The organism is Kitasatospora sp. NPDC006697, from assembly GCF_042869935.1.
Lineage (GTDB): Bacteria > Actinomycetota > Actinomycetes > Streptomycetales > Streptomycetaceae > Kitasatospora.
Window position 1 is genome coordinate 343,100 of record NZ_JBIAGU010000003.1, and the last position, 20,843, is coordinate 363,942.

21 protein-coding genes and 1 tRNA gene are annotated in these 20,843 nt (G+C 74.3%); 12 read left to right on the forward strand and 10 right to left on the reverse strand.

Features of this window, described 5'->3' with window-relative positions:
* The first annotated feature begins 95 nt into the window (after positions 1-95).
* The 7 genes from ACFYNO_RS06750 to ACFYNO_RS06780 all read left to right on the forward strand — a co-directional run bounded on the left by ACFYNO_RS06750 (position 96) and on the right by ACFYNO_RS06780 (position 8,077).
* Positions 96-1,301: a DegT/DnrJ/EryC1/StrS family aminotransferase gene (locus ACFYNO_RS06750; protein ID WP_388006346.1), complete on the forward strand. Its 1,206-nt coding sequence runs from the start codon at positions 96-98 to the stop codon at positions 1,299-1,301.
* A complete protein-coding gene (locus ACFYNO_RS06755) occupies positions 1,298-2,434 on the forward strand; it encodes a DegT/DnrJ/EryC1/StrS family aminotransferase (RefSeq protein WP_388006349.1) in 1,137 nt (378 codons plus the stop codon). Before ACFYNO_RS06750 ends, ACFYNO_RS06755 begins: the two co-directional genes overlap by 4 nt.
* Positions 2,435-2,726: 292 nt before the next feature.
* Positions 2,727-3,230 (forward strand): hypothetical protein, encoded by a 504-nt coding sequence (locus ACFYNO_RS06760; protein ID WP_388006352.1) that lies wholly within the window; start codon positions 2,727-2,729, stop codon positions 3,228-3,230.
* A gap of 75 nt (positions 3,231-3,305) precedes the next feature.
* Entirely contained in the window at positions 3,306-4,112 is an 807-nt protein-coding gene (locus ACFYNO_RS06765) for a class I SAM-dependent methyltransferase (protein WP_388006355.1), read from the forward strand.
* Positions 4,113-4,129: 17 nt separating this feature from the next.
* Positions 4,130-5,089, forward strand: a complete 960-nt coding sequence (locus ACFYNO_RS06770; protein WP_388006358.1) for a UbiA family prenyltransferase — start codon at positions 4,130-4,132, stop codon at positions 5,087-5,089.
* Positions 5,086-6,675 (forward strand): class I adenylate-forming enzyme family protein, encoded by a 1,590-nt coding sequence (locus ACFYNO_RS06775; protein WP_388006361.1) that lies wholly within the window; start codon positions 5,086-5,088, stop codon positions 6,673-6,675. The genes ACFYNO_RS06770 and ACFYNO_RS06775 overlap by 4 nt, the downstream gene beginning before the upstream one ends.
* A gap of 22 nt (positions 6,676-6,697) precedes the next feature.
* Positions 6,698-8,077 (forward strand): protoporphyrinogen/coproporphyrinogen oxidase, encoded by a 1,380-nt coding sequence (locus ACFYNO_RS06780; RefSeq protein ID WP_388006364.1) that lies wholly within the window; start codon positions 6,698-6,700, stop codon positions 8,075-8,077.
* Here ACFYNO_RS06780 and ACFYNO_RS06785 read toward each other — a convergent pair.
* The 6 genes from ACFYNO_RS06785 to ACFYNO_RS06810 all read right to left on the reverse strand — a co-directional run bounded on the left by ACFYNO_RS06785 (position 8,008) and on the right by ACFYNO_RS06810 (position 11,314).
* Positions 8,008-8,613, reverse strand: a complete 606-nt coding sequence (locus ACFYNO_RS06785) for a histone deacetylase (protein ID WP_388006367.1) — start codon at positions 8,611-8,613, stop codon at positions 8,008-8,010. The two genes, ACFYNO_RS06780 and ACFYNO_RS06785, sit on opposite strands and share 70 nt — an antisense overlap.
* Positions 8,614-8,621: 8 nt before the next feature.
* Positions 8,622-9,536 (reverse strand): hypothetical protein, encoded by a 915-nt coding sequence (locus ACFYNO_RS06790; RefSeq protein WP_388006370.1) that lies wholly within the window; start codon positions 9,534-9,536, stop codon positions 8,622-8,624.
* A gap of 65 nt (positions 9,537-9,601) precedes the next feature.
* A tRNA-Ser gene (locus ACFYNO_RS06795) sits at positions 9,602-9,691 on the reverse strand.
* A gap of 55 nt (positions 9,692-9,746) precedes the next feature.
* Positions 9,747-10,262, reverse strand: coding sequence for a tRNA adenosine(34) deaminase TadA (tadA, locus tag ACFYNO_RS06800; protein ID WP_388006373.1), 516 nt, complete (start codon positions 10,260-10,262; stop codon positions 9,747-9,749).
* A 44-nt stretch (positions 10,263-10,306) separates the two neighbouring features.
* Complete coding sequence (locus ACFYNO_RS06805) at positions 10,307-10,873, reverse strand: hypothetical protein (RefSeq protein WP_388006596.1); 567 nt, start codon at positions 10,871-10,873, stop codon at positions 10,307-10,309.
* A 228-nt stretch (positions 10,874-11,101) separates the two neighbouring features.
* On the reverse strand, positions 11,102-11,314 hold the full coding sequence (locus ACFYNO_RS06810) for a hypothetical protein (protein WP_388006376.1): 213 nt from the start codon (positions 11,312-11,314) through the stop codon (positions 11,102-11,104).
* Positions 11,315-11,427: 113 nt separating this feature from the next.
* Here ACFYNO_RS06810 and upp point away from each other — a divergent pair, with 113 nt between their 5' ends.
* Positions 11,428-12,063 (forward strand): uracil phosphoribosyltransferase, encoded by a 636-nt coding sequence (gene upp / locus ACFYNO_RS06815; RefSeq protein ID WP_035847466.1) that lies wholly within the window; start codon positions 11,428-11,430, stop codon positions 12,061-12,063.
* A 70-nt stretch (positions 12,064-12,133) separates the two neighbouring features.
* On the opposite strand, the gene ACFYNO_RS06820 is transcribed toward upp, so the two are convergent.
* The 3 genes from ACFYNO_RS06820 to ACFYNO_RS06830 form a co-directional block, all read right to left on the reverse strand.
* Positions 12,134-12,862 (reverse strand): LytR C-terminal domain-containing protein, encoded by a 729-nt coding sequence (locus tag ACFYNO_RS06820; protein WP_388006380.1) that lies wholly within the window; start codon positions 12,860-12,862, stop codon positions 12,134-12,136.
* 309 nt (positions 12,863-13,171) lie between these two features.
* On the reverse strand, positions 13,172-13,468 hold the full coding sequence (locus ACFYNO_RS06825; protein WP_388006383.1) for a type II toxin-antitoxin system VapB family antitoxin: 297 nt from the start codon (positions 13,466-13,468) through the stop codon (positions 13,172-13,174).
* 148 nt (positions 13,469-13,616) lie between these two features.
* Entirely contained in the window at positions 13,617-14,783 is a 1,167-nt protein-coding gene (locus ACFYNO_RS06830; protein ID WP_388006386.1) for a hypothetical protein, read from the reverse strand.
* A gap of 203 nt (positions 14,784-14,986) precedes the next feature.
* Here ACFYNO_RS06830 and ACFYNO_RS06835 point away from each other — a divergent pair, with 203 nt between their 5' ends.
* Entirely contained in the window at positions 14,987-17,707 is a 2,721-nt protein-coding gene (locus ACFYNO_RS06835; protein WP_388006389.1) for a GH92 family glycosyl hydrolase, read from the forward strand.
* A gap of 3 nt (positions 17,708-17,710) precedes the next feature.
* Here ACFYNO_RS06835 and ACFYNO_RS06840 read toward each other — a convergent pair whose 3' ends face one another.
* Positions 17,711-18,304: an HhH-GPD-type base excision DNA repair protein gene (locus ACFYNO_RS06840; RefSeq protein WP_388006392.1), complete on the reverse strand. Its 594-nt coding sequence runs from the start codon at positions 18,302-18,304 to the stop codon at positions 17,711-17,713.
* 10 nt (positions 18,305-18,314) lie between these two features.
* Here ACFYNO_RS06840 and ACFYNO_RS06845 point away from each other — a divergent pair, with 10 nt between their 5' ends.
* The 3 genes from ACFYNO_RS06845 (at position 18,315) to ACFYNO_RS06855 (ending at position 20,823) form a co-directional block, all read left to right on the forward strand.
* A complete protein-coding gene (locus tag ACFYNO_RS06845; protein WP_388006395.1) occupies positions 18,315-18,527 on the forward strand; it encodes a hypothetical protein in 213 nt (70 codons plus the stop codon).
* Between the two features lie 78 nt (positions 18,528-18,605).
* Positions 18,606-20,030, forward strand: coding sequence for an amino acid permease (locus ACFYNO_RS06850; protein WP_388006398.1), 1,425 nt, complete (start codon positions 18,606-18,608; stop codon positions 20,028-20,030).
* A gap of 25 nt (positions 20,031-20,055) precedes the next feature.
* The gene (locus tag ACFYNO_RS06855; protein WP_388006401.1) at positions 20,056-20,823 is read left to right on the forward strand and encodes an ArsR/SmtB family transcription factor; all 768 of its coding nucleotides are present in this window, start codon (positions 20,056-20,058) and stop codon (positions 20,821-20,823) included.
* The last annotated feature ends 20 nt before the right edge of the window (positions 20,824-20,843 follow it).

Below are 20,843 nucleotides of genomic sequence, written 5' to 3' on the forward strand. Positions count from 1 at the left end.
GGCTGATGAGCACTCTTTTGACGGTACGTCGCCCACGAGTTGACATAGCCTCGGTGGCCATCGGGACCCGATCCGCGACCGAGAGAGGCGGGCCGTTGCCACAGCCACCCACCGCACCCGGCACCACCGGTGCGCTGCCGCGGCAGGCCGGAGCCGGTCCGGCCGTGCCGTTCTTCACCCAGGCCCGCGGCTTCGCCGAGCTGTGGCCGCTGATCGAGCGGCGCGCCGTGGAGGTGCTGGACGACGGCAAGTTCTCGCACGGCCGGCAGGTGGCCGAGCTGGAGCGGGCGCTGGCCGAGTACACCGGCGCCCGGCACGTGATCGGGGTCAACAGCGGCACCGACGCGCTGGTGCTGCTGCTGCGCGCGGCCGGACTGGCGCCCGGCGACGAGGTGGTGGTGCCGGCCTTCAGCTTCGCCGCCTCCGCCACCTCGGTGGTGCTGGCCGGCGGGCGACCGGTCTTCGCCGACATCGACCCGGCGACCTACGGGCTGGACCCGGCCGCGGCGGAGGCGGCGCTGACCGGGCGGACCAGGTTCGTCATGCCCGTCCACCTGTTCTGCCGCACCGCCGACCTGGCCGGGCTCGGCGCACTGGCCGGGCGGCGCGGGCTGACCGTGGTGGAGGACAGCGCGGAGGCGATCGGCATGCGGGTCGGCGGCCGGCACGCCGGGCTGTTCGGCGCCGGCGGGGTGCTCTCCTTCTTCCCGACCAAGACGCTGGGCGCGATCGGCGACGCCGGCGCCGTGCTCACCGACGACGACGCGATCGCCGCCACCGTGGACGCGCTGCGCCACCACGGCCGGCCCGGCCGCACCATCGGCGACTTCCGGACCATCAACACGGCCAGCTCGCTGCCCGGTTTCAACAGCAAGATGGACGACCTCCAGGCGGCCGTGCTGCTGGCCAAGCTGACCCGGCTGGACGCCGACATCGCCCGCCGGGCCGAGCTCGCCGCCGGTTACGAGGAGCGGCTGGCCGGGGTGCCCGGAGTGCTCCGGCGGCCGCCGGTGGGCGGGGTCGAGGGCCAGGTCTTCTACGTCTACCTGATCGAGACCGAGCGGCGCGACGAGCTGGCCGCCCACCTGGCCGCACACGGCGTGGAGACCGAGGTCTACTACCCCTCGACCTTGCCGGCCCAGCCCTGCTTCGCCGAACTCGGCCACCGGCCGGGCCAGTTCCCGCACGCCGAGGCGGCCTGCCGGCGCACCCTGGCGCTGCCGCTGCACCCCGAGCTGTCCGAGGGCCAGCTCGACGCAGTCTGCGACCTGATCCGCGCGTTCCACCGGGAGGGCCGGTGACCACCACCGAGCTGACCGGGATCCCGTTCTTCCCGCCCGACCTCTTCGACGGCGACCGGGCCGAACTGCTGCGGCTGCTGCGGGAGATCGGCACCGGGCCGAGCCAGCGGTTCATCCTGGGCGAGCAGACTGCCCTGCTGGAGCGGGAGTTGGCCGAGCAGCTGGGCGCGGCCGACGTGGTGGCCTGCTCCAGCGGGACCAGCGGACTGATCCTGGTGCTGGCTGCGCTCGGGATCGGACCGGCGGACGAGGTGGTGGTGCCGGCCTTCGGCTGCGCGCCGCTGGCCTCCAGCGTGCTGGCGCTCGGTGCCCGGCCGGTCTTCTGCGACATCGACCCGTGGACCATGACCGCCGACCCCGCGGACGCCGAGCGCCGGATCACCCCGCGCACCAAGGCGCTGATGCCGGCCCACATGTTCTCGGTGCTGGCCGACCTGCCGGCCTTCGCGGCGCTCGCGCGGGCCCACGGCCTGCGGCTGGTGGAGGATTCGGCGGTGGCCCAGGGCGGGGTGCTGGCCGGGCGGCCGGCCGGGCTCTGGGGCGAGGCCGGGGTCTACTCCTTCGTACAGGTGAAGAGCTTCGGCATGCCGGGGGAGGGCGGCGCGGTGGTCACCCGGGATCCGGAGATCGGCCGCACCGTGCGGATGCTGCGCAACCACGGGCAGGACGGCCGCCACCGGTTCCTGCACCACCGGGTCGGCTGGAACAGCCGGTTCGACGAGCTGCAGGCCGCCTTCCAGCGCCACCGGCTGCCCGGGCTGCCGGCCCGGCTGGCCCGCCGGGCCGAGATCGCCGCCTACTACACCGAGCGGTTCGCGCCGCTGGCGGAGCGCGGCGTGCAGCCGCCGCCGCCCGGCACCGAGGGGCGCTGCTACTACGTGTACACGTTGCTGGTGGAGCGGCGGGCGGAGCTGGCCGGGCACCTGGCGGCCCACGGGATCGCCTCGCACGCCTACTACCCGCAGGCGCTGCCACGGCAGCCCGCCTTCGCCCCGCTGGTCCGGCCGGGTGACGCCTGGCCGGCCGCGGACCGAGCGGCCGAACGGGCGCTGTCGATCCCGGTGTACCCCCATCTGACGGATGCGCAGGTGCAGCGGATCGCCGACGTTGTGTGCGAGTTTGCCGCCGTTTGAACCAAGTTGATGGATAGTCATCCTTTCCGGCGCCCTGGAAGGAGTTGTAGCGGCGGCCCGCTCCACGGCCGCCGTTCGGGTGAAGGAGGCGCCCCGTCCGAGTGAAGCCGGTGACCGGCCGATCGGGCGTTTCGCGCGCCGACCCGTGACCAAGATCCCTTGGCGTGCAAGGGCCCCAGGGGATCGGGTGCGATCGACCCGCCCGCGCCACGGAGAGTGACGAGTTGTGAGTCTGCTGTGATCAACTAGCGCCGAACTCGGGCACTCGGCCCGAAATGTCCTAGGAGGACCCATGCAACGAGTCACGATCAAGCGCTCCGTCGGCTTCGCGGTCGCCGGTCTGGTCGTGGGTACGGTCGGCGCGCTGAGCGTTCCGGCCCTCGCTGACAACGCCCCCGCGGCGCACCGCGTCGCCTCGGTGCAGGCCCTGACCCTGGACTTCACGGGCACCAACGACGAGGCCTCGGCCGCCCAGCAGGTCGGCTCCACCTTCGGTGGCACCGCCCGGGTCAAGGACTCCGGCGGCAACGTGATCGGCACCGCGTACGACATCTGTGCGAAGGACCAGATCGGCGCCACCTCGGACACCGCGTACTGCACCGGCATCATCCGGATCAACAACCAGGGCGAGATCTCCTTCAGCGCCGTGCTGCCGATCAGCGACAACGCCGCCGCGCCGAACGAGAACGGCTTCACCGGTGTGGTCAACGGTGGCACCCGCAACTTCGAGGGCATCACCGGCGAGGTCAAGTTCCAGCCCCGCGCCCAGGGTGTCTTCGACGCCAACTTCGCCTGATCCCAGCGAAGTCCGGGAGCCGCCGACTCGTCGGCGGCTCCCGCCGCTTGTTCCCGTCCGTCTGCATAGGAACCGATGTCCCCCACCACGGCCGAGAGCCGCTACGTCTTCGCCGCCCTCGGCGACCGGGTCGGCGACCAGGCCGCCAGCCGCTCCGCCGCCTACGACCCCTTCACCATCGAGCGGTTGGCCGCCACCGGCCTGACCGACGGCTGGCACTGCCTCGAAGTCGGCGCCGGCGAGGGGGAGATCGCCCGCTGGCTGGCCGAACGCACCGCCCCGGGCGGCCGGGTGCTGGCCACCGACCTGGCGCCCGAGCGCATCCCGGAGGTCCCCGGACTGCGGGCCATGCGCCACGACATCACCCGTGACCCGCTGCCCGAGGGCGAGTTCGACCTGGCGCACGCCCGGCTGGTGCTGCAACTGCTGCCGGACCGCGCGGCGGTGCTGGCCCGGCTGCTGACCGCGCTGAAGCCCGGCGGCTGGCTGCAGGTCGACGAGTTCGACGTCTCCTACGGCCCGGTGCTCACCGCACCCGACGCCGCCTCCGCCGAGCTCTACGAGACCTTCCTGGCCGCCAAGAACCGCGCCTTCGCCGCCGCCGGCGGCGATCCGCAGTGGGGCCGCAAGGCCGCCGCCGAACTGCGCGCGGCCGGCTTCTGCGCGGTCGACCCGCAGCCCCGGGTGGTGCTCTGGCGGGCCGGGCACCCCGGCCTTGAGCTGCTGGTCAGCCACACCCGCACGCTCCGCCACCGGCTGCTGGAGCAGGGTCTGACGGACCGGCAGCTCGACGCGGTGCGTGCGGTGATGCGCCACCCGGAGTTCTCCGCCGCCTCCTGCGCCATGTACTCGGTGCAGGCCCGGCGGCCCGCCTTCACCTGAGAGGAACCCCAACCCCCGTGGACCACACAGCAGTCCTGGCCCGGCCCGGGTACGCGCCGAGCTGGCGGGTCTACGTCCGGCTGGCCAAGCTGGACATCTACGACTACTACCTGGCCACCCCGCTGCTGCTGGCCATGCTGCTGCCCGGCGAGCCGCTGGGCGCGGACGGCTGGGCGGTGCTCGGGCTCTTCCTGGTCGGCGGCGTGGCGATGTTCGCCGGCCTCTGCTCCTTCGACGACGTCACCGGCTACCGGGACGGCAGCGACGCGGCCAACTACGGCCCCGACGCGCCCGCCCGGCGGCTGGCCCGCAAGCCGCTGATCACCGGGGCGCTCGGCGAGGCGCAGGCGGTGCGCTTCGCCTGGAGCGCGATCGCCGTCCAGTTCGCCTGTTGGGGGCTCGCGTTGGCGGTCGCTCCGCACCGGCCGTGGTGGGCGGTGACGGCGACCGGTCTCTGCCTGTTCGCCGGGTTCCAGTACTCCTGGTGGCTGCGGCTCAGCTACCGCGGCTGGCAGGAGTTCCTGCTCGCCGCCTACGGCTGGGTCTTCGTGCTCGCGCCCTACGGCCTGGTCACCGGGCGGGCCGACGGCTTCGCGCTGGTGCTCGGCCTGGTCTTCGGCCTCGGCCCGCTGCTGTTCGGCGTCTACTCCAACGTCAACGACATCGCCGGGGACCGCGCGGTCGGCCGTCGCACCGTCGCCGTGCTCGCCCCGCCGGCCGGCAACGCGCTCTTCGTCGCGGCGCTCTCGCTGGTCGAGGCCGCGCTGCTGGTGCTGCCGGCCCAACTCGGCGCCGCGCCGCGGTGGTTCGCCGCCCTCGCTGTGCCGGTGATCGTGCTGCGGGCCGGGCAGTTCACCCTCGGCCTGGTGGCCGGCTCCCGGGAGATCCTGCGGGCCCGCCGGCTCGGCATCCACACCCACCGGGTCTGTACCGCCCTGCTGATCGCCGCCTGCCTGCTCAACGGCGGTGCGGCGTGAGACTGCTGCGACCCCGGCCGCTGGACCTCGGGCCGCTCTTCGACACCCTGGCCGAGCGCGACTCGCCCACCGTGGTCCGGCTCAGCCGCCCGCTCGACCTGGCGCCCGAGGCCGGCTGCGAGTGGACCGTGCCGCAACTGGCCGCACTGGTCCGGGAGACCGCCGCCGCGCTGACCGCCGCCGGGGTGCGCCCCGGCGACCGGGTGGCGGTCCACAAGCGCAACCACTGGGACTACCCGCTGCTGGCAGCCGCGGCCGCCCGGATCGGTGCGGTCCCGGCGCTGCTCTCCAGCCACCTGGGGCCCGACGCGCTCGCCGCGCTGCTGGCCCGGCTGGAGCCCAGGGTGCTGGTCTCCGACCGCTACACCCTGGCACTGGGTGTGCGCCGGCCCAAGCTGCGCACCCTCTGCCTGGACGGCCCGGCGCCCGGTGCCATCGACCTGGCCACGCTGCGCGGCGGCGCCGTCCCGGCCGTGCACCGGCGCGCGGACGACGATCCGCTGGTGGTGATCCACACCTCCGGCACCACCGGACTGCCCAAGCTGGTGGTGCACTCCACCACCAGCCTGATCCGGCGGATCACCGGGTTCGAGACGCGCCGCTGGCCGGTCACCTCGGTGCGCGCCGAGGACACCGTGGCGAGTGCCGTCTCCTTCGCCCACGGCCGCGGCGTCTCCTGGACCGTCTCCGCGCTCTGGGCCCGCCCGCGCACCGCGCTGCTGGTCGCCGACCCGGAACCCGAGTCCGCGCTGCCGCTGCTGCACCGGCACCCGCCGACCGTGCTGGAGGCGCTGCCCGCCACCTACCAGCAGTGGCAGCCGCGGGCGGCGGACGGCGCGTTCGCCGCGGTGCGGCTGTTCATCAGCACCTTCGACGCGGTGCACCCGCCCACCGTGCGGGAGTTCCTGGCGGCCAGCCGGCGCCGGCACCCGGTCTGGATGCAGGCCTGGGGCCAGAGCGAGACCGGCCCGCTGACCTTCCGTTTCCTGGTCCGCCGCTCGCTGGCCCGCCGCGACCAGCGCCACCCCACCACCCGGGACCTCGGCAGCCCGGTGCCCGGCTGGGTCGGGCTGCGCGTGGTCGACCCGGTCACCGGGCAGCGGGTGCGGCGCGGCCGGCCCGGAGTGCTGCAGGCCAGGGTGCCCGGGCTCTGCCAGGGCTACCTGGGGGAGCCCGAGCGCTGGGCCGACAAGCTCGACGGCCGCTGGTTCAACACCGGCGACTTCGGGGTGCGCACCCGCGCCGGCACCGTCCGGCTGCTCGACCGCGAGGTGGACATGCTGCCCGAGGGCAGCTGCGTCGAGCTGGAGGACGTGCTGCACGAGCGGCTGCCCGAGGTGGAGGAGGCGGTGGTGCTCTGGGCCGGCCCCGGGCAGCCGCCGCTGCCGTTGCTGGTCACCCGGGACGACCGGCTCGACCCCGGCCGCTGGCGGCACGCCGTGCGCGACCTGCCGTCGCTGGCCGAGCCGGTGCTGCTCGGCTGGGAGGCGCTGCCCCGCACCGGCACCGGCAAGGTCCGCCGCCACCTGCTGCGCGAGCGCTACCTGTCCGGAGCCGGTGCCTACGGCAGCGGTCGCTGGACCTGACGAACTGTCGCGAGGAGCTTCCATGACCACCCCCGATCTCGACGTCGCCGTGATCGGTGCCGGCCTGGCCGGCCTCGCCGCCGCCCACCTGCTCACCCGGGCCGGCCGCTCGGTGCGGGTCTTCGAGGCCGCCGGGCGGGTCGGTGGCCGGATGGCCAGCAGCCGGCACGACGGCCACCTGGTCGACGAGGGCGCCGAGACCCTGGCCGCCCGCGGCTACCCCGCCACCTGGCGGCTGATCCGGGAGAGCGGGCTCACCCCGGCCGACCTGTTGGAGGTCCGCCACCCGCTGGCGCTCTGGCGCGGCGGCCGGGCCCACCCGTACCTCGGCCACCCGCGCGGCCTGCTCAGCGGCGCCGGCATGTCGCTGCGCGGCCGGCTGGACTGGCTGCGGTTCAGCGCCGCGCTCGCCCGCGCCACCGACCTGGACCACCCCGAGGCCACCCCGTTCGGCGACCTCACCGTGGCCCGGCTCGGCGCCCGCTACCACCCCGACCTGTACGACGCGCTGCTCCAGCCGCTGGCCGGCTGCTTCTTCGGCTGGGACACCGCCCGCACGGCGATCGGCCCGATGGCCGTGCTGCTGGCCGGCAGCGGCGTCGGCGCGCGCTGGCTCAGCTACCGGGACGGCATGGACTCGCTGACCCGGGCGCTGGCCGCGCGGCTGCCGCACCCGGTCACCCTGGACAGCCCGCTCGCCGAGGCCACCGCGTGCCCCGGCGGTGTCCGGCTCGCCTTCACCGACGGGCGGGTACTGACGGCACGTCAGGCCGTGCTCGCGCTGCCCGCACCGCAGATCCTCGCGCTGCGGCCCGACCTGCCCGAGCACGAGCGGCCCTACCTGGCCGCCGCCGGCTACACCCCGATGCTCAAGGTCGCCTGCCTGCTCGACCGCCCGCTGCCCTCGCCCACCCGGGCGCCCAGCTACGGCGTGATCGTGCCCGGCAGTGAGAGCCGGCTGGTCTCCGGCGTGATCATCGACCACCTGAAGGTGCCCGGCCGCGCTCCGGCCGGGCGCGGCCTGGTCTCGCTGCTGATCGCCCCCGCGGCCCTCCCCGACCTGCTCACCGCCCCCGACACCGAAGTGGTCACCGCCGCCACCACCGAGGCCGCCCGCTTCCTGCCCGGCCTGCCCCGGGCACTGCGCTCCGCCCACGTCTTCCGCCACCCGCTCGGCCTGCCCGAGGCCACCCCGCAGGCACTGCGGCTGCGCCCGGTCTTCGCCAACCGCCCGCTGCAGCCGATCGAGTACGCCGGGGACTGGCTGCCGCTGCGCCCCAACTCCGAATCCGCCGCCCGCTCCGGCGAACTCGCCGCCGAACGCGTCCTCGCCTACACCAGCACCCGGGCCACCGCCTCCGCCGACCAGAGACCCGCCGCCCCCGGCCGCGCCGCCAGATAACCGGCGATCCGCTCCCGCCCCCACCCGTGCGCCTCCCGCAGCCCCGCCGCCAACTGCCGCAGGTACGCCGCACTGGGGGCGTTCAGCTCCGCCCCGTCCGCCCCCCACGGCGAGGTGAAGGTGACCATCGGCTCCCCCGCCACCCAGCCGGCCAGCACCAGGGTCTCGTACCGCCCCGGCCCCAGCACGACCCGCCCCCGCGCCAGCACCTCCGCCAGATCCAGCTCGGCACCGCCCGGCTCCCGGTACATCTCCTGCGCCGCGACATCCGCGAACTGCCCCGCCGTCACCCGGTACGCTCGCGCCGGCACCTCCCCGCCGCCCGCCTCGAAGAACGCCCGCCCCCCGCCCCACACCTGCGACACCCCGGCGAAGAACAACCGCCCGGCCAGCGTCACCGCCCGGTCCGCCTCGGGCATCCGCCCGTCCCGGCACCCCGGATACTCGCGCGCCCCGCCGGGCGGCCGGCCGCCCTGGACGTAGCAGGCGAAGCGTGCCCGGGCCATGTTGGAGCCGTAGGCGGCGTACCAGAGCATCGGGGGACCTACTCTCCTACGGGGTAGCCGTGGAACCCGTCGCCGTCCTTGACCACGAGGGCGATGCCGACGCTGCCGATCAACTCCCGCACGTCCTGGTCCGGCATCCCCGGCAGCAGTATCGCCAGCCGCGCGTCCGGGCGCCCGATGTGACGCCGGTAGTCCAGCAACTGGCCGATCGCCATCCGCACGGCCTCCCGCCCGGGGTCGCCCTTGGCCTCATAGAGCACGTCGGCGGTCCGGTCGAAGAGGTCGGTCTGCAAGCTGTCGCCGGTGCTCGGGACGGTGATCCGGTAACGGCCCGTCACATGACCCCGCGCCACCAGGAACTCCTCGTAGGCCGCGCTCAGCCCGCCCTCCTGCCGCACCGCCTCCCGCTCCCCGGCCGCGGGGGTCACGGTGCTGCGCGCGGTGGCGTGCCGTTCGGCCGGGATGAACTCCGCGGTCGGCGCGGCGCCGCGCAGGCCCGGTTCGGCGAGGAGCGCCGTCCGCTGCTCCGGGCCGAACAACTCCAGCAGGTGCCGCACCACCGCCTCGCGGGCCTCCGGATCGCCGGCCATCAGCGCGTGGACCTCGGGCGTCAGGCCGCCGCGCGGGTTCTGGGCGGTGATCCAACGGGTCGCCGCCGAGCCGCGGGCCGCCGGCACCTCACCGGTGAAGCCCTCCAGGCTCCACAGGCCGGACCGGTGCAGTGCGATGAACGGGAACTCGGGAGTCGGCGTGGCACCCGGCCGTCCGTACCGCTCCAGCAGGTCGCCGAGTTCGCCGTGCGCCGAGCGCCAGCGGGTCAGCCGGGGCTCGCCCGAGGCCGCCCGGCCGATCGCCCAGAGCAGGGTGATCGGCTGGTGCCGGGCCGGCCCGTTCTCCGAGTGGTGCACCCGGAGCCTGCCGATCAGCCGCAGCACCTCGTCAACGGTCACCACCTGCAACCCCTCCCCGGCCAACGCGACGTAGGGCCCCGACCGCTGACGGTCGGGGCCCTACGTTCTGGCGGTAGCGGTGGGATTCGAACCCACGGTGGAGTTGCCCCCACACACGCTTTCGAGGCGTGCTCCTTTGGCCGCTCGGACACGCTACCGAGAGGAGACTCTACCGGACGGGGCGGGCGGGGAGAAATCCGTTCCCGCGGCCGGTCAGCGGTGCGGGGTGAAGAAGCCGCGCAGCTGGGCGGCGCAGGTGGGGGCGAGGACGCCGGTGATGATCTCGGGGCGGTGGTTGAGGCGGGGGTCGCGCAGGGCGTCGATGAGGGAGCCGTCGGCGCCGGTCTTCGGCTCGCGGGCGCCGTAGACGACGCGGTCGAGGCGGGCGAGGACGATGGCGCCCGCGCACATGGTGCAGGGCTCCAGGGTGACCACCAGGGTGCAGCCGGTCAGTCGCCAGGAGCCGAGGGCGGTCGCCGCCGCGCGGATCGCGACCACCTCGGCGTGGGCCGTCGGGTCGCCGGTGGCCTCGCGCTCGTTGTGGCCCTGGCCGAGGACGGTGCCGTCCGGCCCGAGCACCAGGGCGCCGACCGGGATGTCGCCGGTGGCGGTGGCCAGCTCGGCCTCCGCGAGGGCCAGCCGCATGGCCGGCTCCCAGGGGTCGCGGACCGGGTCCGGGCGGACCGGTGCGGGCAGCGGAGCGAGGTCGAGGTCGAGGTGGGGCTGCATCCCTCCAGTGTCGGGCACCCGCAGTCCCACCCCGCCGACCGGCCTCAGCGCACCGCCTCCAGTACTTCGCCGCAGCCAAGCGCCTCGGCGATCTCGGCGAGCGCGTCGCCCGAGCCGCCGCTGTCGCCGCTGAGCTCCAGCAGGTCGCCGGCCGCCACGCCGAACTCGGCCAGCAGCTCGGAGTCCCCCAGCGGGCCGACCGGCACGCCGCCGGGACCGGTCAGCGGGGCCTCGTCCTCGTCCTCCTCCTCGGTGGCCAGCTCGGCGTCCTCGCTGCTCTCCAGCTCGGTCACCAGGCTGTCCAGATCCTCGAACTCACTGTCCCCGGCCCGGCCGACCAGCTCCTCGGTCAGCACCACGTCGCCGTAGGAGCTGCGGGCCGCCGCGGCCGCGTCGGAGACGAAGATCCGCGGGTCCTCCTCGCCGTCCACCCGGACGACGGCGAACCATGAGTCCTCCTGCTCGATGAAGACAAGAACCGTGTCGTCGTCCTGTGCCGCCTCGCGCGCCAGGTCTGCAAGGTCGGCAAGGGTCTCGACGTTGTCCAGCTCGGTCTCGCTCACATCCCACCCGTCCTCGGTGCGAGCAAGCACTGCAGCGAAGTACGCCACCAGGGACACTCCCAAATGGTCTCGGCCGTTGGCGGTCACGGGCGAACGCGGTCTGGCCGCCCCCGCACCAGAGGCGGTCCGCTGTTCGGACCGTCCCATCGGAATCGTGACAGATAGCCAGGCCTCGCGGGGAGTGTTCGGCAGCGCGTCTTCCCAGGTCGTGTCGGATTCGGCCCGTGGGAGCGCTGCTGGTGGCGTGGATTCGCCGGTCCGGGCCCGGTGATCGTGTCAGATCCGGAAGGTCCGCATGCGGAGCGCTTCCCGCATCCTGCGCTCCTTGGTCTTGCGCGGCTGCACCCGGGCCCGCAGTTCGCGCGCCTCGGCCAGCTCGCGCAGGAAGACGGCCCGGCGGCGGCGCCGCTCGGACTCGGTCTCCGGCGGGTCGGCCGGCGCCGCGGACCCGTCCGGATCGGCGGGTTGCGCGGGGTTCCTCTCCGGCATCCTCTTCATACTCTCCGACTTTCCCAGAAGTCCCGGTTCGATACCACAGCAGGCCACACCGGCCGGAGCGCGACGCGGCCGGTGCTCCGACCCCGAGGGCTTAAGGTCGCTCTATGCGGATCCACGTCGTCGACCACCCCCTGGTCGCCCACAAGCTCTCCACGCTGCGCGACGAGCGCACCGACTCACCGACCTTCCGTCGCCTCACCGACGAGCTGGTCACGCTGCTGGCGTACGAGGCCACCCGGGACGTGCGGACCGACGAGGTCGAGATCACCACCCCGGTCGCGGTCACCACCGGCACCCGGCTCAGCTACCCGCGCCCGCTGGTGGTGCCGATCCTGCGGGCCGGCCTCGGCATGCTGGACGGGATGACCCGGCTGCTGCCGACCGCCGAGGTCGGCTTCCTCGGCATGGTGCGCAACGAGGAGACCCTGGAGGCCTCCACCTACGCGACCCGGATGCCGGACGACCTGTCCGGCCGCCAGGTCTACGTGCTGGACCCGATGCTGGCCACCGGCGGCACCCTGGTCGCGGCGATCAGGCTGCTGATCGACCGCGGCGCCACCGATGTGACGGCCGTGGTGCTGCTGGCCGCGCCGGAGGGCGTGGCGGTGATGGAGAAGGAGCTGGCCGGGCTGCCGGTGACCGTGGTCACCGCCGCGCTGGACCAGCGGCTGAACGAGCACGGCTACATCGTGCCGGGCCTCGGCGACGCCGGCGACCGGCTGTACGGCACCGCGGGCTGAGCCCCCGCGCCAGGCAGACGGAGAGGCCGCCACCCCCGAGCGCGGGGATGGCGGCCTCCGTCGTGCGGTCTCAGCAGCTGCCGGGCACCTGACTGGGGGTGGGCGAGGGCTTGGTGGCGTCGGCCAGCGCCGCGGCGGCCGCGTTCGGGTCGAGCAGCGCGGTGAACCCGTCGCCGATCACGAAGTCCACCGAGCCGTCGGTCCGGCCGTCGTCCAGGGTGGCGGCCCCGGCCACCTGGGCGCCGAGCAGTGCGGCGGCCGCCGCGCCGGACTGGCCGCCGACCACCTCGGCGCTGCCGGGTACCTTCTTCTGCAGCGTGGCGGGGGCGTTGCCGACCTTGCCGACGATGAAGCCCCGCTTCTTCAGCTCGTCCGCGGTGTGCGCGGCCAGACCGGCCTTGTCGGTCGAGTTGAGCACGTTGACCGTGACGGCCTGCGGCGAGGGCACGGCGGTGACCGCGGGCAGCGGGCTGCCGAGCGCGGACGGCGAGGCGGAGGCGCTCGCGCCGGGCGAGGCCGGGGCCGAGCCCGAGGCGGCGTTGGCCGGCGCGGCCATCGGCTTGCCGGTGGCCCCGGCACTCGGGTGGGCGCTGGCGCAGGCCTGGGTGGCGCCGTGCTTGGCCTTGCCGGTGAAGATGTCCACCAGCTGCACGCCGCCGAGCGCGATCAGGGCGAGGGCGAGTACCGAGCCGATCACCGCCAGCACCCGTCGGCGGCGGCGCGGCGGCGGGCCGAGCCGGGGGTAGCTGGTGCCGGTGATCCGGAACTGCTTCCCCTTCAATCCCTGGGGAGTCAACATGCTCACAGTCTGTCTCCCCTGGTCCTAGGGCAGCCGTGCCGGTGGATGACGGGCGCGTCGGGCGCGGTCGACCGTTCGGGGGCGGCAGGGCTGCCGCGGTGCGGGGCGACCGTGGTCAGCAGCCTAGTCCGGTTCACGGGATGAAGGTAATAAATGATCATCATTTGGGGCACCCGAGCACTCGAAAGGGTGTACTGACGATCATTCGGCGGTCTCACCGGAGTGAGTGGCGGGCGGCGCAGGCCCGGCCGTGCCGCAGTGCCGACCGGCCCGTCTCGCTGGGCGGGCCGGTCCGGGGCTGAGCCCCTGTCAGTCGAGCTCGAGGACGCGGGCGTGCAGCACCTGGCGCTGCTGCAGGGCGGCCCGGACCGCCCGGTGCAGGCCGTCCTCCAGGTAGAGGTCGCCGTGCCACTTGACCACGTGGGCGAAGAGGTCGCCGTAGAAGGTCGAGTCCTCGGCCAGCAGGGTCTCCAGGTCCAACTGGCCCTTGGTGGTCACCAACTGGCTGAGTTGTACCGGACGGGGGGCGACATCCGCCCACTGGCGGGTGCTGGTCCGGCCGTGATCCGGGTACGGCCGCCCGTTGCCGATGCGCTTGAAGATCACACGGAAAGCCTACCCGTACCGGCCCGGGTGGCGCAGCAAACGCGCGGTCCCGAGCCGCTCCGGTGGTCCGGACCTCTGGCCAACCCCCGCCGTTCGGCGGGTCTGTGACCCCGCCGTACAGCGGGAGGGCGGCCGGTCTGCCGCCGCGTCAGCCGCGCAGCGCAGCGCCGATCCGGTCCAGCGAGGAGAGCCGCATCAGGCCGTAGTTGTAGAACTCGACCTCCGGCACCCCCAGCTCGCGCAGCACCGCGATCTTGGCGGCCAGGTTGGCCGGCCCGTCGCAGTCCTCGGCCATCGGCCGCAGGATCACCGCCAGGTCGGCCGGTGCCACCCCGTGCAGCCCGAACGCGGCCACCTTCTCCCGGACCGCCTCGGGCTCCCGGGCGTAGCCCAGGGTCTCCACCGCCACGCCGGCCTGGGCCAGCGCGGGCAGGTCGATGCCGGCCAGCCAGCCGCGGCCCGGTCCGTCGCCGTCCATGAAGCTCAGCCGCATGCCGTGCGCGCGGGCCCGCTCGGTCAGCTCGGCTGCCAGTGAGGTGACCGTGCCGGCCGAGGCGTCCACGTAGGCGGCCAGCGCGCCGCCGGCCAGGGCGTCCAGCTCGGCCGGCCGGTCGGCGGCCGCCTCGTCGGCGAGCCGGCGGCGGACCTCGGCGGCGGCGCCCTGCCGGGCGGCCCCGGCGTCCACCCCGGCGGCGGTGGCGGCGGCCTGGCAGTGCGGGCAGAAGCAGATCCCGAGCAGCGCCTCGGCGGCCGCGCCCAGCCGCTCGAAGTAGCGCTCGTGGTGGTAGCCGTGCCGCAGGCCGTGGAAGTGCAGCGACTCGGCGCGGATCGCGTCCACGCCGTACCGGGCGAGCTCGTCGACCAGGCCGTGGGCGTACGCGCGGACCTCCGGGTTGGCCGGGCAGAGCTCGGTGAGGTGGCGGTCGCCGAAGGCGTTGGCCGGGGTGCAGTCGGGGTGCTGGAAGCCGAGCCGGTCGTTGTGGCAGAAGACGGTCCAGGCGTGCAGCTTCAGGCCGCGCCGGGCGGTCTCGGCGGCGGCCTCGGCGAACGGGTCGCGGTCGCCGATCGCGGCGGCGGCCACCGGGGCCAGCCGGCGGCCGGCCCAGCGGGCCGGGTCCGGGCGGAAGTACGCCGCGCCCGGCTCCAGGTAGCGCACCACCCGGGTCGGGTGGTGCGGGAAGACGTCGCGGGCCGCGTGGTAGACCGAGGCCAGGGTGACGCCGCCGACCCCGGCCCGGTCGGTGAGGTTGCCGAAGAAGGCGTCCGCACCTTCGTCGATCAGGTCGGTGGCGAAGGCGAGGACGGAGGACTGCACGGTGCGGCTCCGGGTGCTGGGGGAACGTGGCGCCCACGGTAGCCCGGCACCCTGGGATGGTCTAGACCTGAAGCGGCGGGGCGACCTGGTGCGTCGCGGGGGTGCGGGGCCGGCTGGCGGTCCGGGTGACCGGGCTGCGCCGACCGGGGGACCGGGGCCTGTCGTGCCCGGTCAGCGGCCCGGGACGACTGGACGATGAGCAGATGAGAGTCCGTCAGATCATCGCAACGGGCCGGGTCCCGCTCGCCGTGGCCGCGGCCCTGCTGGCCGCCGCGGCCGGCCTCCCGGCCCCCGCCGCCGCCGATACGGCCGACCCGGACCGAACGGTCGTCAGCGACCCGGCCCAGTACGTCAACACGTTCGTCGGCACCCGGCCGGGCGCCACCGACTTCGGCAACGGCGGCGGTGCGGGCAACACCTTCCCCGGCGCCACCGCCCCGCTCGGCATGGTGCAGTGGAGCCCGGACACCGTCACCTACCAGCACGGCGGCTACTTCTACGACGACCAGCGGATCCGCGGCTTCAGCCTGACCCACATCTCCGGCGCCGGCTGCGGCGACTACGGCACCGTGCCGTTCCTGCCGTTCCTCGGCGACACCCCGGTCGGCCACGAGTCCTTCTCGCACGACCGGGAGAGCGCCGCGCCCGGCAGCTACGCGGTCACCTTCGACAACGGGCTGCGCACCGAGCTGACCACCACCGCGCGCTCCGGCGCGGCCCGGTTCAGCTACCCGCCCGGGCAGGCCGCCTCGCTCACGGTGGACGCCGGACGGGCCTTCAACAAGGCCACCGGGCAGCTGGAGATCGGCACCGACACCATCTCCGGCTTCACCGACAGCGGCGGCTTCTGCGGCGCGGCCAACCACTACCGGGTCTACTTCACCGCGCGGTTCGACCACCCGTTCACCCGGGCCGGGATGGTTCGCAACGGCCGGCTGGACACCTCCCGGCACTCCGCCACCGGCCACAGCGAGGGCATCGCCCCGCAACCCCCACGGACCGCCGCCGCCCAGGAGCGCCCGCAGCACGGCCCGAACCAGCCGGTGCACCCGGAGGCGCCCGACGAGGGGTCCGGCGCCGAGGCGATGGTCTCCTTCGAGCCCGGCGCCACCGTCACCGCGCGGGTCGGGGTCTCCTTCACCAGCGCGGCCGGCGCGGCCGCCAACCTGGCGGCGGAGCAGCCCGGCGAGCCGGCCTTCGACCGGCTGCGCGACGCGAGCCGGACGGCCTGGAACGGCCTGCTCGGCCGGATCGCCGTCGGCGGCGGCACCCAGCAGCAGCGCCGCACCTTCTACACCGCGCTCTACCACTCGGTGCTGCACCCCAGCACGCTCAGCGACGTGGACGGCCAGTACCCCGGCATGGACGGCCAGGTGCACCGGACCGAGAACGGCAGCGTCGAATATGCCGACTTCTCCGGCTGGGACATCTACCGCTCGCAGGTCCAGCTGCTCGCCCTGCTGGCCCCCGAGCAGGCCTCCGACATCGCCCAGTCGGTGCTCAACCAGGGCCGCCAGGCCGGCTACTTCGACCGCTGGACGCTGGCCGACGGCGGCACCGGCGTGATGGTCGGCGACCCGCTGCCGATGATCGCCGCCGGTATCCACGCCTTCGGCGGCACCCGGTTCGACGCCCCCGGCCTGCTGCGCGCCGCCCTGGACGGCCGGCAGAACGACGACGAGCGGCCCGGCCACGCGGCCTACGAGGCCAAGGGCTACCTGCCGGTCGGCACCCCCGGCGAGTGGGGCCCGGTCTCCGGCACGCTGGAGTACAGCAGCGCCGACTTCGCCCTGGCCCAGCTGGCCGGCCGGATCGGCGACGGCGACGCGCACGACCGCCTGCTGCGCGCCTCGGCGAACTGGCGCAACCTCTTCAACCCCGGCAACCGCTACCTCCAGCCGCGCCGGGCCGACGGCAGCTGGACCGCCTTCGACCCCGCCTCCGGCGACCAGTACACCGAGGGCAACGGCGCCCAGTACACCTGGATGGTCCCGTACAACCAGCGCGGCCTGTTCGACGCGATGGGCGGCGACGCACCGGTCGTCGACCGGCTCGACGCCTTCTTCCGGAAGCTCAACGCCGGCCCCGGCGCCCCCTACGCCTACCTGGGCAACGAGCCGAGCCTGAACACCCCCTGGGCCTACGACTACGCGGGCCGCCCCGACCGCACCGCCGACGTGGTGCGCCGGGCGCTGACCACCGTGTTCAGCGACACGCCCGAGGGCGAGGTGGGCAACGACGACCTCGGCGAGATGAGCTCCTGGGCGGTCTGGGCCGGTCTCGGCCTCTACCCGATGGTCCCCGGCCGGGCCGACCTGGCCCTGGCCAGCCCGCTCTTCCCGCGCACCACCATCACCCGCGGCAACGGCGTGCGGATCGACCTGGTCGCCCCCGGCGCCACCACCGACGTCCGCTACGTGCACGGCCTGCGGGTGGACGGCCGGCCGAGCAACCGCCCGTGGGTGGGCGGCTGGCTGGTCGAGCACGGCGGCCGGCTCGACTACCGGCTCTCGGCGGACACCGACTCAACCTGGGGCCAGGACCCGGCCGACGCCCCGCCCTCCTACGACGTCGGCCCCGCGCACCCGCTCGACGGCCCGGTGGCCGACCCGGCCGGCCACTGCCTGGCCGGCGGCGACACCCCGCGGCTGGCCGCCTGCGACGGCACCGCCGCCCAGCACTGGCAGCTCGCCGCCGACGGCACCCTGCGCTCCCCGGACGGCTGCCTCACCGCGACCGGCACCGCCACCGCCGTCCGCTCGCACGGCTGCGACGGCACCGGCGAGCAGCAGTGGTGGCCGCACCGCGACGGCTCCCTGGTCAGCGCGCCCTCCGGCCGCTGCCTGGACGCCGGTGCCGGCGACCGCCCCCGGCTCGCCGCCTGCGACGGCTCCTCCGGCCAGCACTGGCGGCTGCCCGGCTGACCGTCAGCCCTGCCCGGCCTTGGCCGCCTTCGCGGCGGCCTTCGCCTGCTGCTTGTCGGCGCGGACCTCGGAGAGCGTGGCCGCATCCCTGATGTCGGCCACGCTCCGGTGGCAGCCGTCCTCCCCGTAGGGGCCGGCTGCCTCCCGCCACCCCTCGGGCCGCACGCCCAACTGCTTGCCGAGCAGCGCCACGAAGATCCGCGCCTTCTGCTCCCCGAACCCCGGCAGCGCCCCCACCCGCCGCAACAGCTCCGCCCCGCTGCCCGCGCCCCGCCACACCGCCTCGGCCTCCCCGCCGTACTCGGCCACCAGGTACCGGCACAGCTGCTGCGTCCGCTTCGCCATCGCCCCCGGATACCGGTGCACCGCCGGCTTGCGCGCGAACAGCGCGGCGAACTCCTCCTCGTCGTACCCGGCGATCCGCTGCGCATCGAGGTCCGCCACCCCCAGCCGCTCCGCCACCACCCACGGGCCACGGAAGGCGGTCTCCATCGGCACCTGCTGATCCAGCAGCATGCCGACCAGCAGCGCCAGCGGACTACGACTCAGCAGCTCATCGGCATCCGCCTGCTGCGCGAGGTGAAGGGTGACGGCCATGCCCCCATTGATGACCAGGCGTCAGCGGACGGCAACTCGACACGGCGGCGGCCGGTCTACCGTCGCCGAGCCCGAGGAGGCCGGGCACGCGACGTCGGGCGGGCCGACTCTGCGGGCACGGCTCCCGGTGGCCGACACCGGGACCTTCGCCCGCGAGGCCGCGGTGGACCGGCTCCGGGCCGCCTGGGAGGTGCACAGCCGGCAGCCGGCGGCCAGCCGCTGAAGGGGTGATGGCGGGGAGGTTCGGTGTGCGGTCGTGCGCCGGACCGGACGGGCCGCTCCCAGGAGCTAACTTCCTGACATGCACTCATCCATGGAGACGGACGCCGCCGTCCACGAATCCGGCGACCGGCTGAAGGCCGGACTGAAGAACCGCCACCTGTCGATGATCGCGATCGGCGGGGTGATCGGCGCCGGCCTCTTCGTCGGCTCGGGCGCCGGGATCGCCGCCACCGGTCCCGGCATCCTGCTCTCCTACGCGCTGGCCGGGCTGCTGGTGGTGCTGGTGATGCGGATGCTCGGCGAGATGGCCGCGGCCGACCCGCGCAGCGGCTCGTTCTCCGCCTACGCCGACCGCGCGCTGGGCCGCTGGGCCGGGTTCACCATCGGGTGGCTCTACTGGTTCTTCTGGGTGGTGGTGCTGGCCGTCGAGGCGACGGCCGGCGCCGTGATCCTCAACGGCTGGCTGCCCGCCGTGCCGCAGTGGGCGTTCGCGCTGCTGGTGATGGCGGTGCTGACCGCGACCAACCTCTTCTCGGTCGCCTCCTACGGCGAGTTCGAGTTCTGGTTCGCCGGGATCAAGGTGGTGGCGATCGTGGCCTTCATCGCGGTCGGCGCGCTGGCCGTGTTCGGCCTGCTGCCGGGCACGCACGCGGTGGGCACCGACAACCTGGCCGGCCACGGCGGCTTCCTGCCGCACGGCGCGGGCGCGGTCTTCACCGGGATGCTCACCGTGGTCTTCGCCTTCATGGGCAGCGAGATCGTCACCCTGGCGGCGGGCGAGTCCGCCGATCCCCAAGGCGCCGTCAGCAAGGCCACCAACAGCGTGATCTGGCGGATCGGCGTCTTCTACCTGGGCTCGATCCTGGTCGTGGTGACGCTGCTGCCCTGGGACGCCGCCTCGGTGCGCAGCAGCCCGTACGTGGCGGTGCTGCAGCACGTCGGCATCCCCGGCGCGGCCCAGGTGATGAACGTGATCGTGCTGACCGCCGTGCTCTCCTGTCTCAACTCCGGCCTCTACACCGCCTCCCGGATGGCGTTCTCACTCGGCGGGCGGGGCGACGCGCCGGCCGCCTTCGCCCGGGTGACCGGCCGGGGCGTGCCGCGGGCGGCGATCCTGGCCTCGGTGGTCTTCGGCTTCGTCGCCGTCTTCTTCGACTACACCTCGCCGACCACCGTCTTCCGGTTCCTGCTGAACTCCTCCGGGGCGGTGGCGCTCTTCGTCTGGCTGGTGATCTGCTGCTCGCAGCTGCGGATGCGGCGGATCCTGGAGCGCGAGTCGCCGGAGCGGCTGACCGTGCGGATGTGGTGGTACCCGTACCTGACCTGGTTCGCGATCGGCCTGATCGCCTTCGTGGTGGCGTACATGTTCACCACCCACGACGGACGGGTGCAGATGGTGCTCTCGCTGGTGGCGGCGGGCGTGGTGCTGGTGGCGGCACGGGTGGTGCAGGCGCGGCGGACCAGGGCGCACGGGGCGGGCGAGGCGGCTCCGGTTGACATGTGACCAAAAGGTCACCTATTTTCGAAGCATGGACCTGATATTCAAGGCCCTCGCCGATCCCACCCGGCGGAGCCTGCTGGACGAGCTGTTCCGTGCCGACGGTCAGACCCTCAGCGCGCTCGAAGCCCGCTTCGACACCAGCCGGTTCGCGGTGATGAAGCACCTGAAGGTGCTGGAGGAGGCGGGGCTGGTGGTCACCCGGCGGCAGGGCCGGGAGAAGCTGCACTTCCTCAATCCGGTGCCCATCCAGCAGGTCTACGACCGGTGGGTGAGCAAGTACGCGCAGCCCTGGGCCGCTGGGCTCAGTGACCTGAAGAGCCGACTGGAGAGTCCGATGCAGAAGGTCTTCGAGATCTACATCCGCACCACCCCCGAACGCCTCTGGGAGGCGATCACCGACCCGGACATCCGGGCCAAGTACAACTTCGGCGCCCGGATCAGCTCGGACTTCACGCCCGGGGCCCGCTTCGAGATGAACGCCAGCACGCCCGACGGCCGGCCGATGCCGCTCGGCGAGGGCGAGGTGCTGGAGGCCGACCCGCCGCGCCGACTGGTGCAGACCATGGTGGCGCTCTGGAGCGACGAGGTGAAGAGCGAGGGCACCTCGCGGATCACCTGGGAGATCGAGCCGGTCGGCGACTCCTGCCGGCTGCTGGTGGTCCACGACCAGCTGCGCGAGGGCGCCAACGAGGAGCTGTACGGCGGCTGGCCGATGATCCTGTCCGGGCTGAAGACCTGGCTGGAGAGCGGCGAGCTGCTGACCACGCCCGGTTCGCTGATGTACGGCGGTCAGTGAGCCGACCGCTGTCGTGGCGG

Coding starts and splice junctions, on each gene's coding strand:
- ACFYNO_RS06760 (WP_388006352.1), top strand. CDS start 2,727: ATGCAACGAGTCACGATCAAGCGCTCCGTCGGCTTCGCGGTCGCCGGT.
- ACFYNO_RS06765 (WP_388006355.1), top strand. CDS start 3,306: ATGTCCCCCACCACGGCCGAGAGCCGCTACGTCTTCGCCGCCCTCGGC.
- ACFYNO_RS06780 (WP_388006364.1), top strand. CDS start 6,698: ATGACCACCCCCGATCTCGACGTCGCCGTGATCGGTGCCGGCCTGGCC.
- ACFYNO_RS06785 (WP_388006367.1), bottom strand. CDS start 8,613: ATGCTCTGGTACGCCGCCTACGGCTCCAACATGGCCCGGGCACGCTTC.
- tadA (WP_388006373.1), bottom strand. CDS start 10,262: ATGCAGCCCCACCTCGACCTCGACCTCGCTCCGCTGCCCGCACCGGTC.
- ACFYNO_RS06810 (WP_388006376.1), bottom strand. CDS start 11,314: ATGCCGGAGAGGAACCCCGCGCAACCCGCCGATCCGGACGGGTCCGCG.
- upp (WP_035847466.1), top strand. CDS start 11,428: ATGCGGATCCACGTCGTCGACCACCCCCTGGTCGCCCACAAGCTCTCC.
- ACFYNO_RS06820 (WP_388006380.1), bottom strand. CDS start 12,862: ATGTTGACTCCCCAGGGATTGAAGGGGAAGCAGTTCCGGATCACCGGC.
- ACFYNO_RS06835 (WP_388006389.1), top strand. CDS start 14,987: ATGAGAGTCCGTCAGATCATCGCAACGGGCCGGGTCCCGCTCGCCGTG.
- ACFYNO_RS06840 (WP_388006392.1), bottom strand. CDS start 18,304: ATGGCCGTCACCCTTCACCTCGCGCAGCAGGCGGATGCCGATGAGCTG.
- ACFYNO_RS06845 (WP_388006395.1), top strand. CDS start 18,315: ATGACCAGGCGTCAGCGGACGGCAACTCGACACGGCGGCGGCCGGTCT.
- ACFYNO_RS06850 (WP_388006398.1), top strand. CDS start 18,606: ATGCACTCATCCATGGAGACGGACGCCGCCGTCCACGAATCCGGCGAC.
- ACFYNO_RS06855 (WP_388006401.1), top strand. CDS start 20,056: ATGGACCTGATATTCAAGGCCCTCGCCGATCCCACCCGGCGGAGCCTG.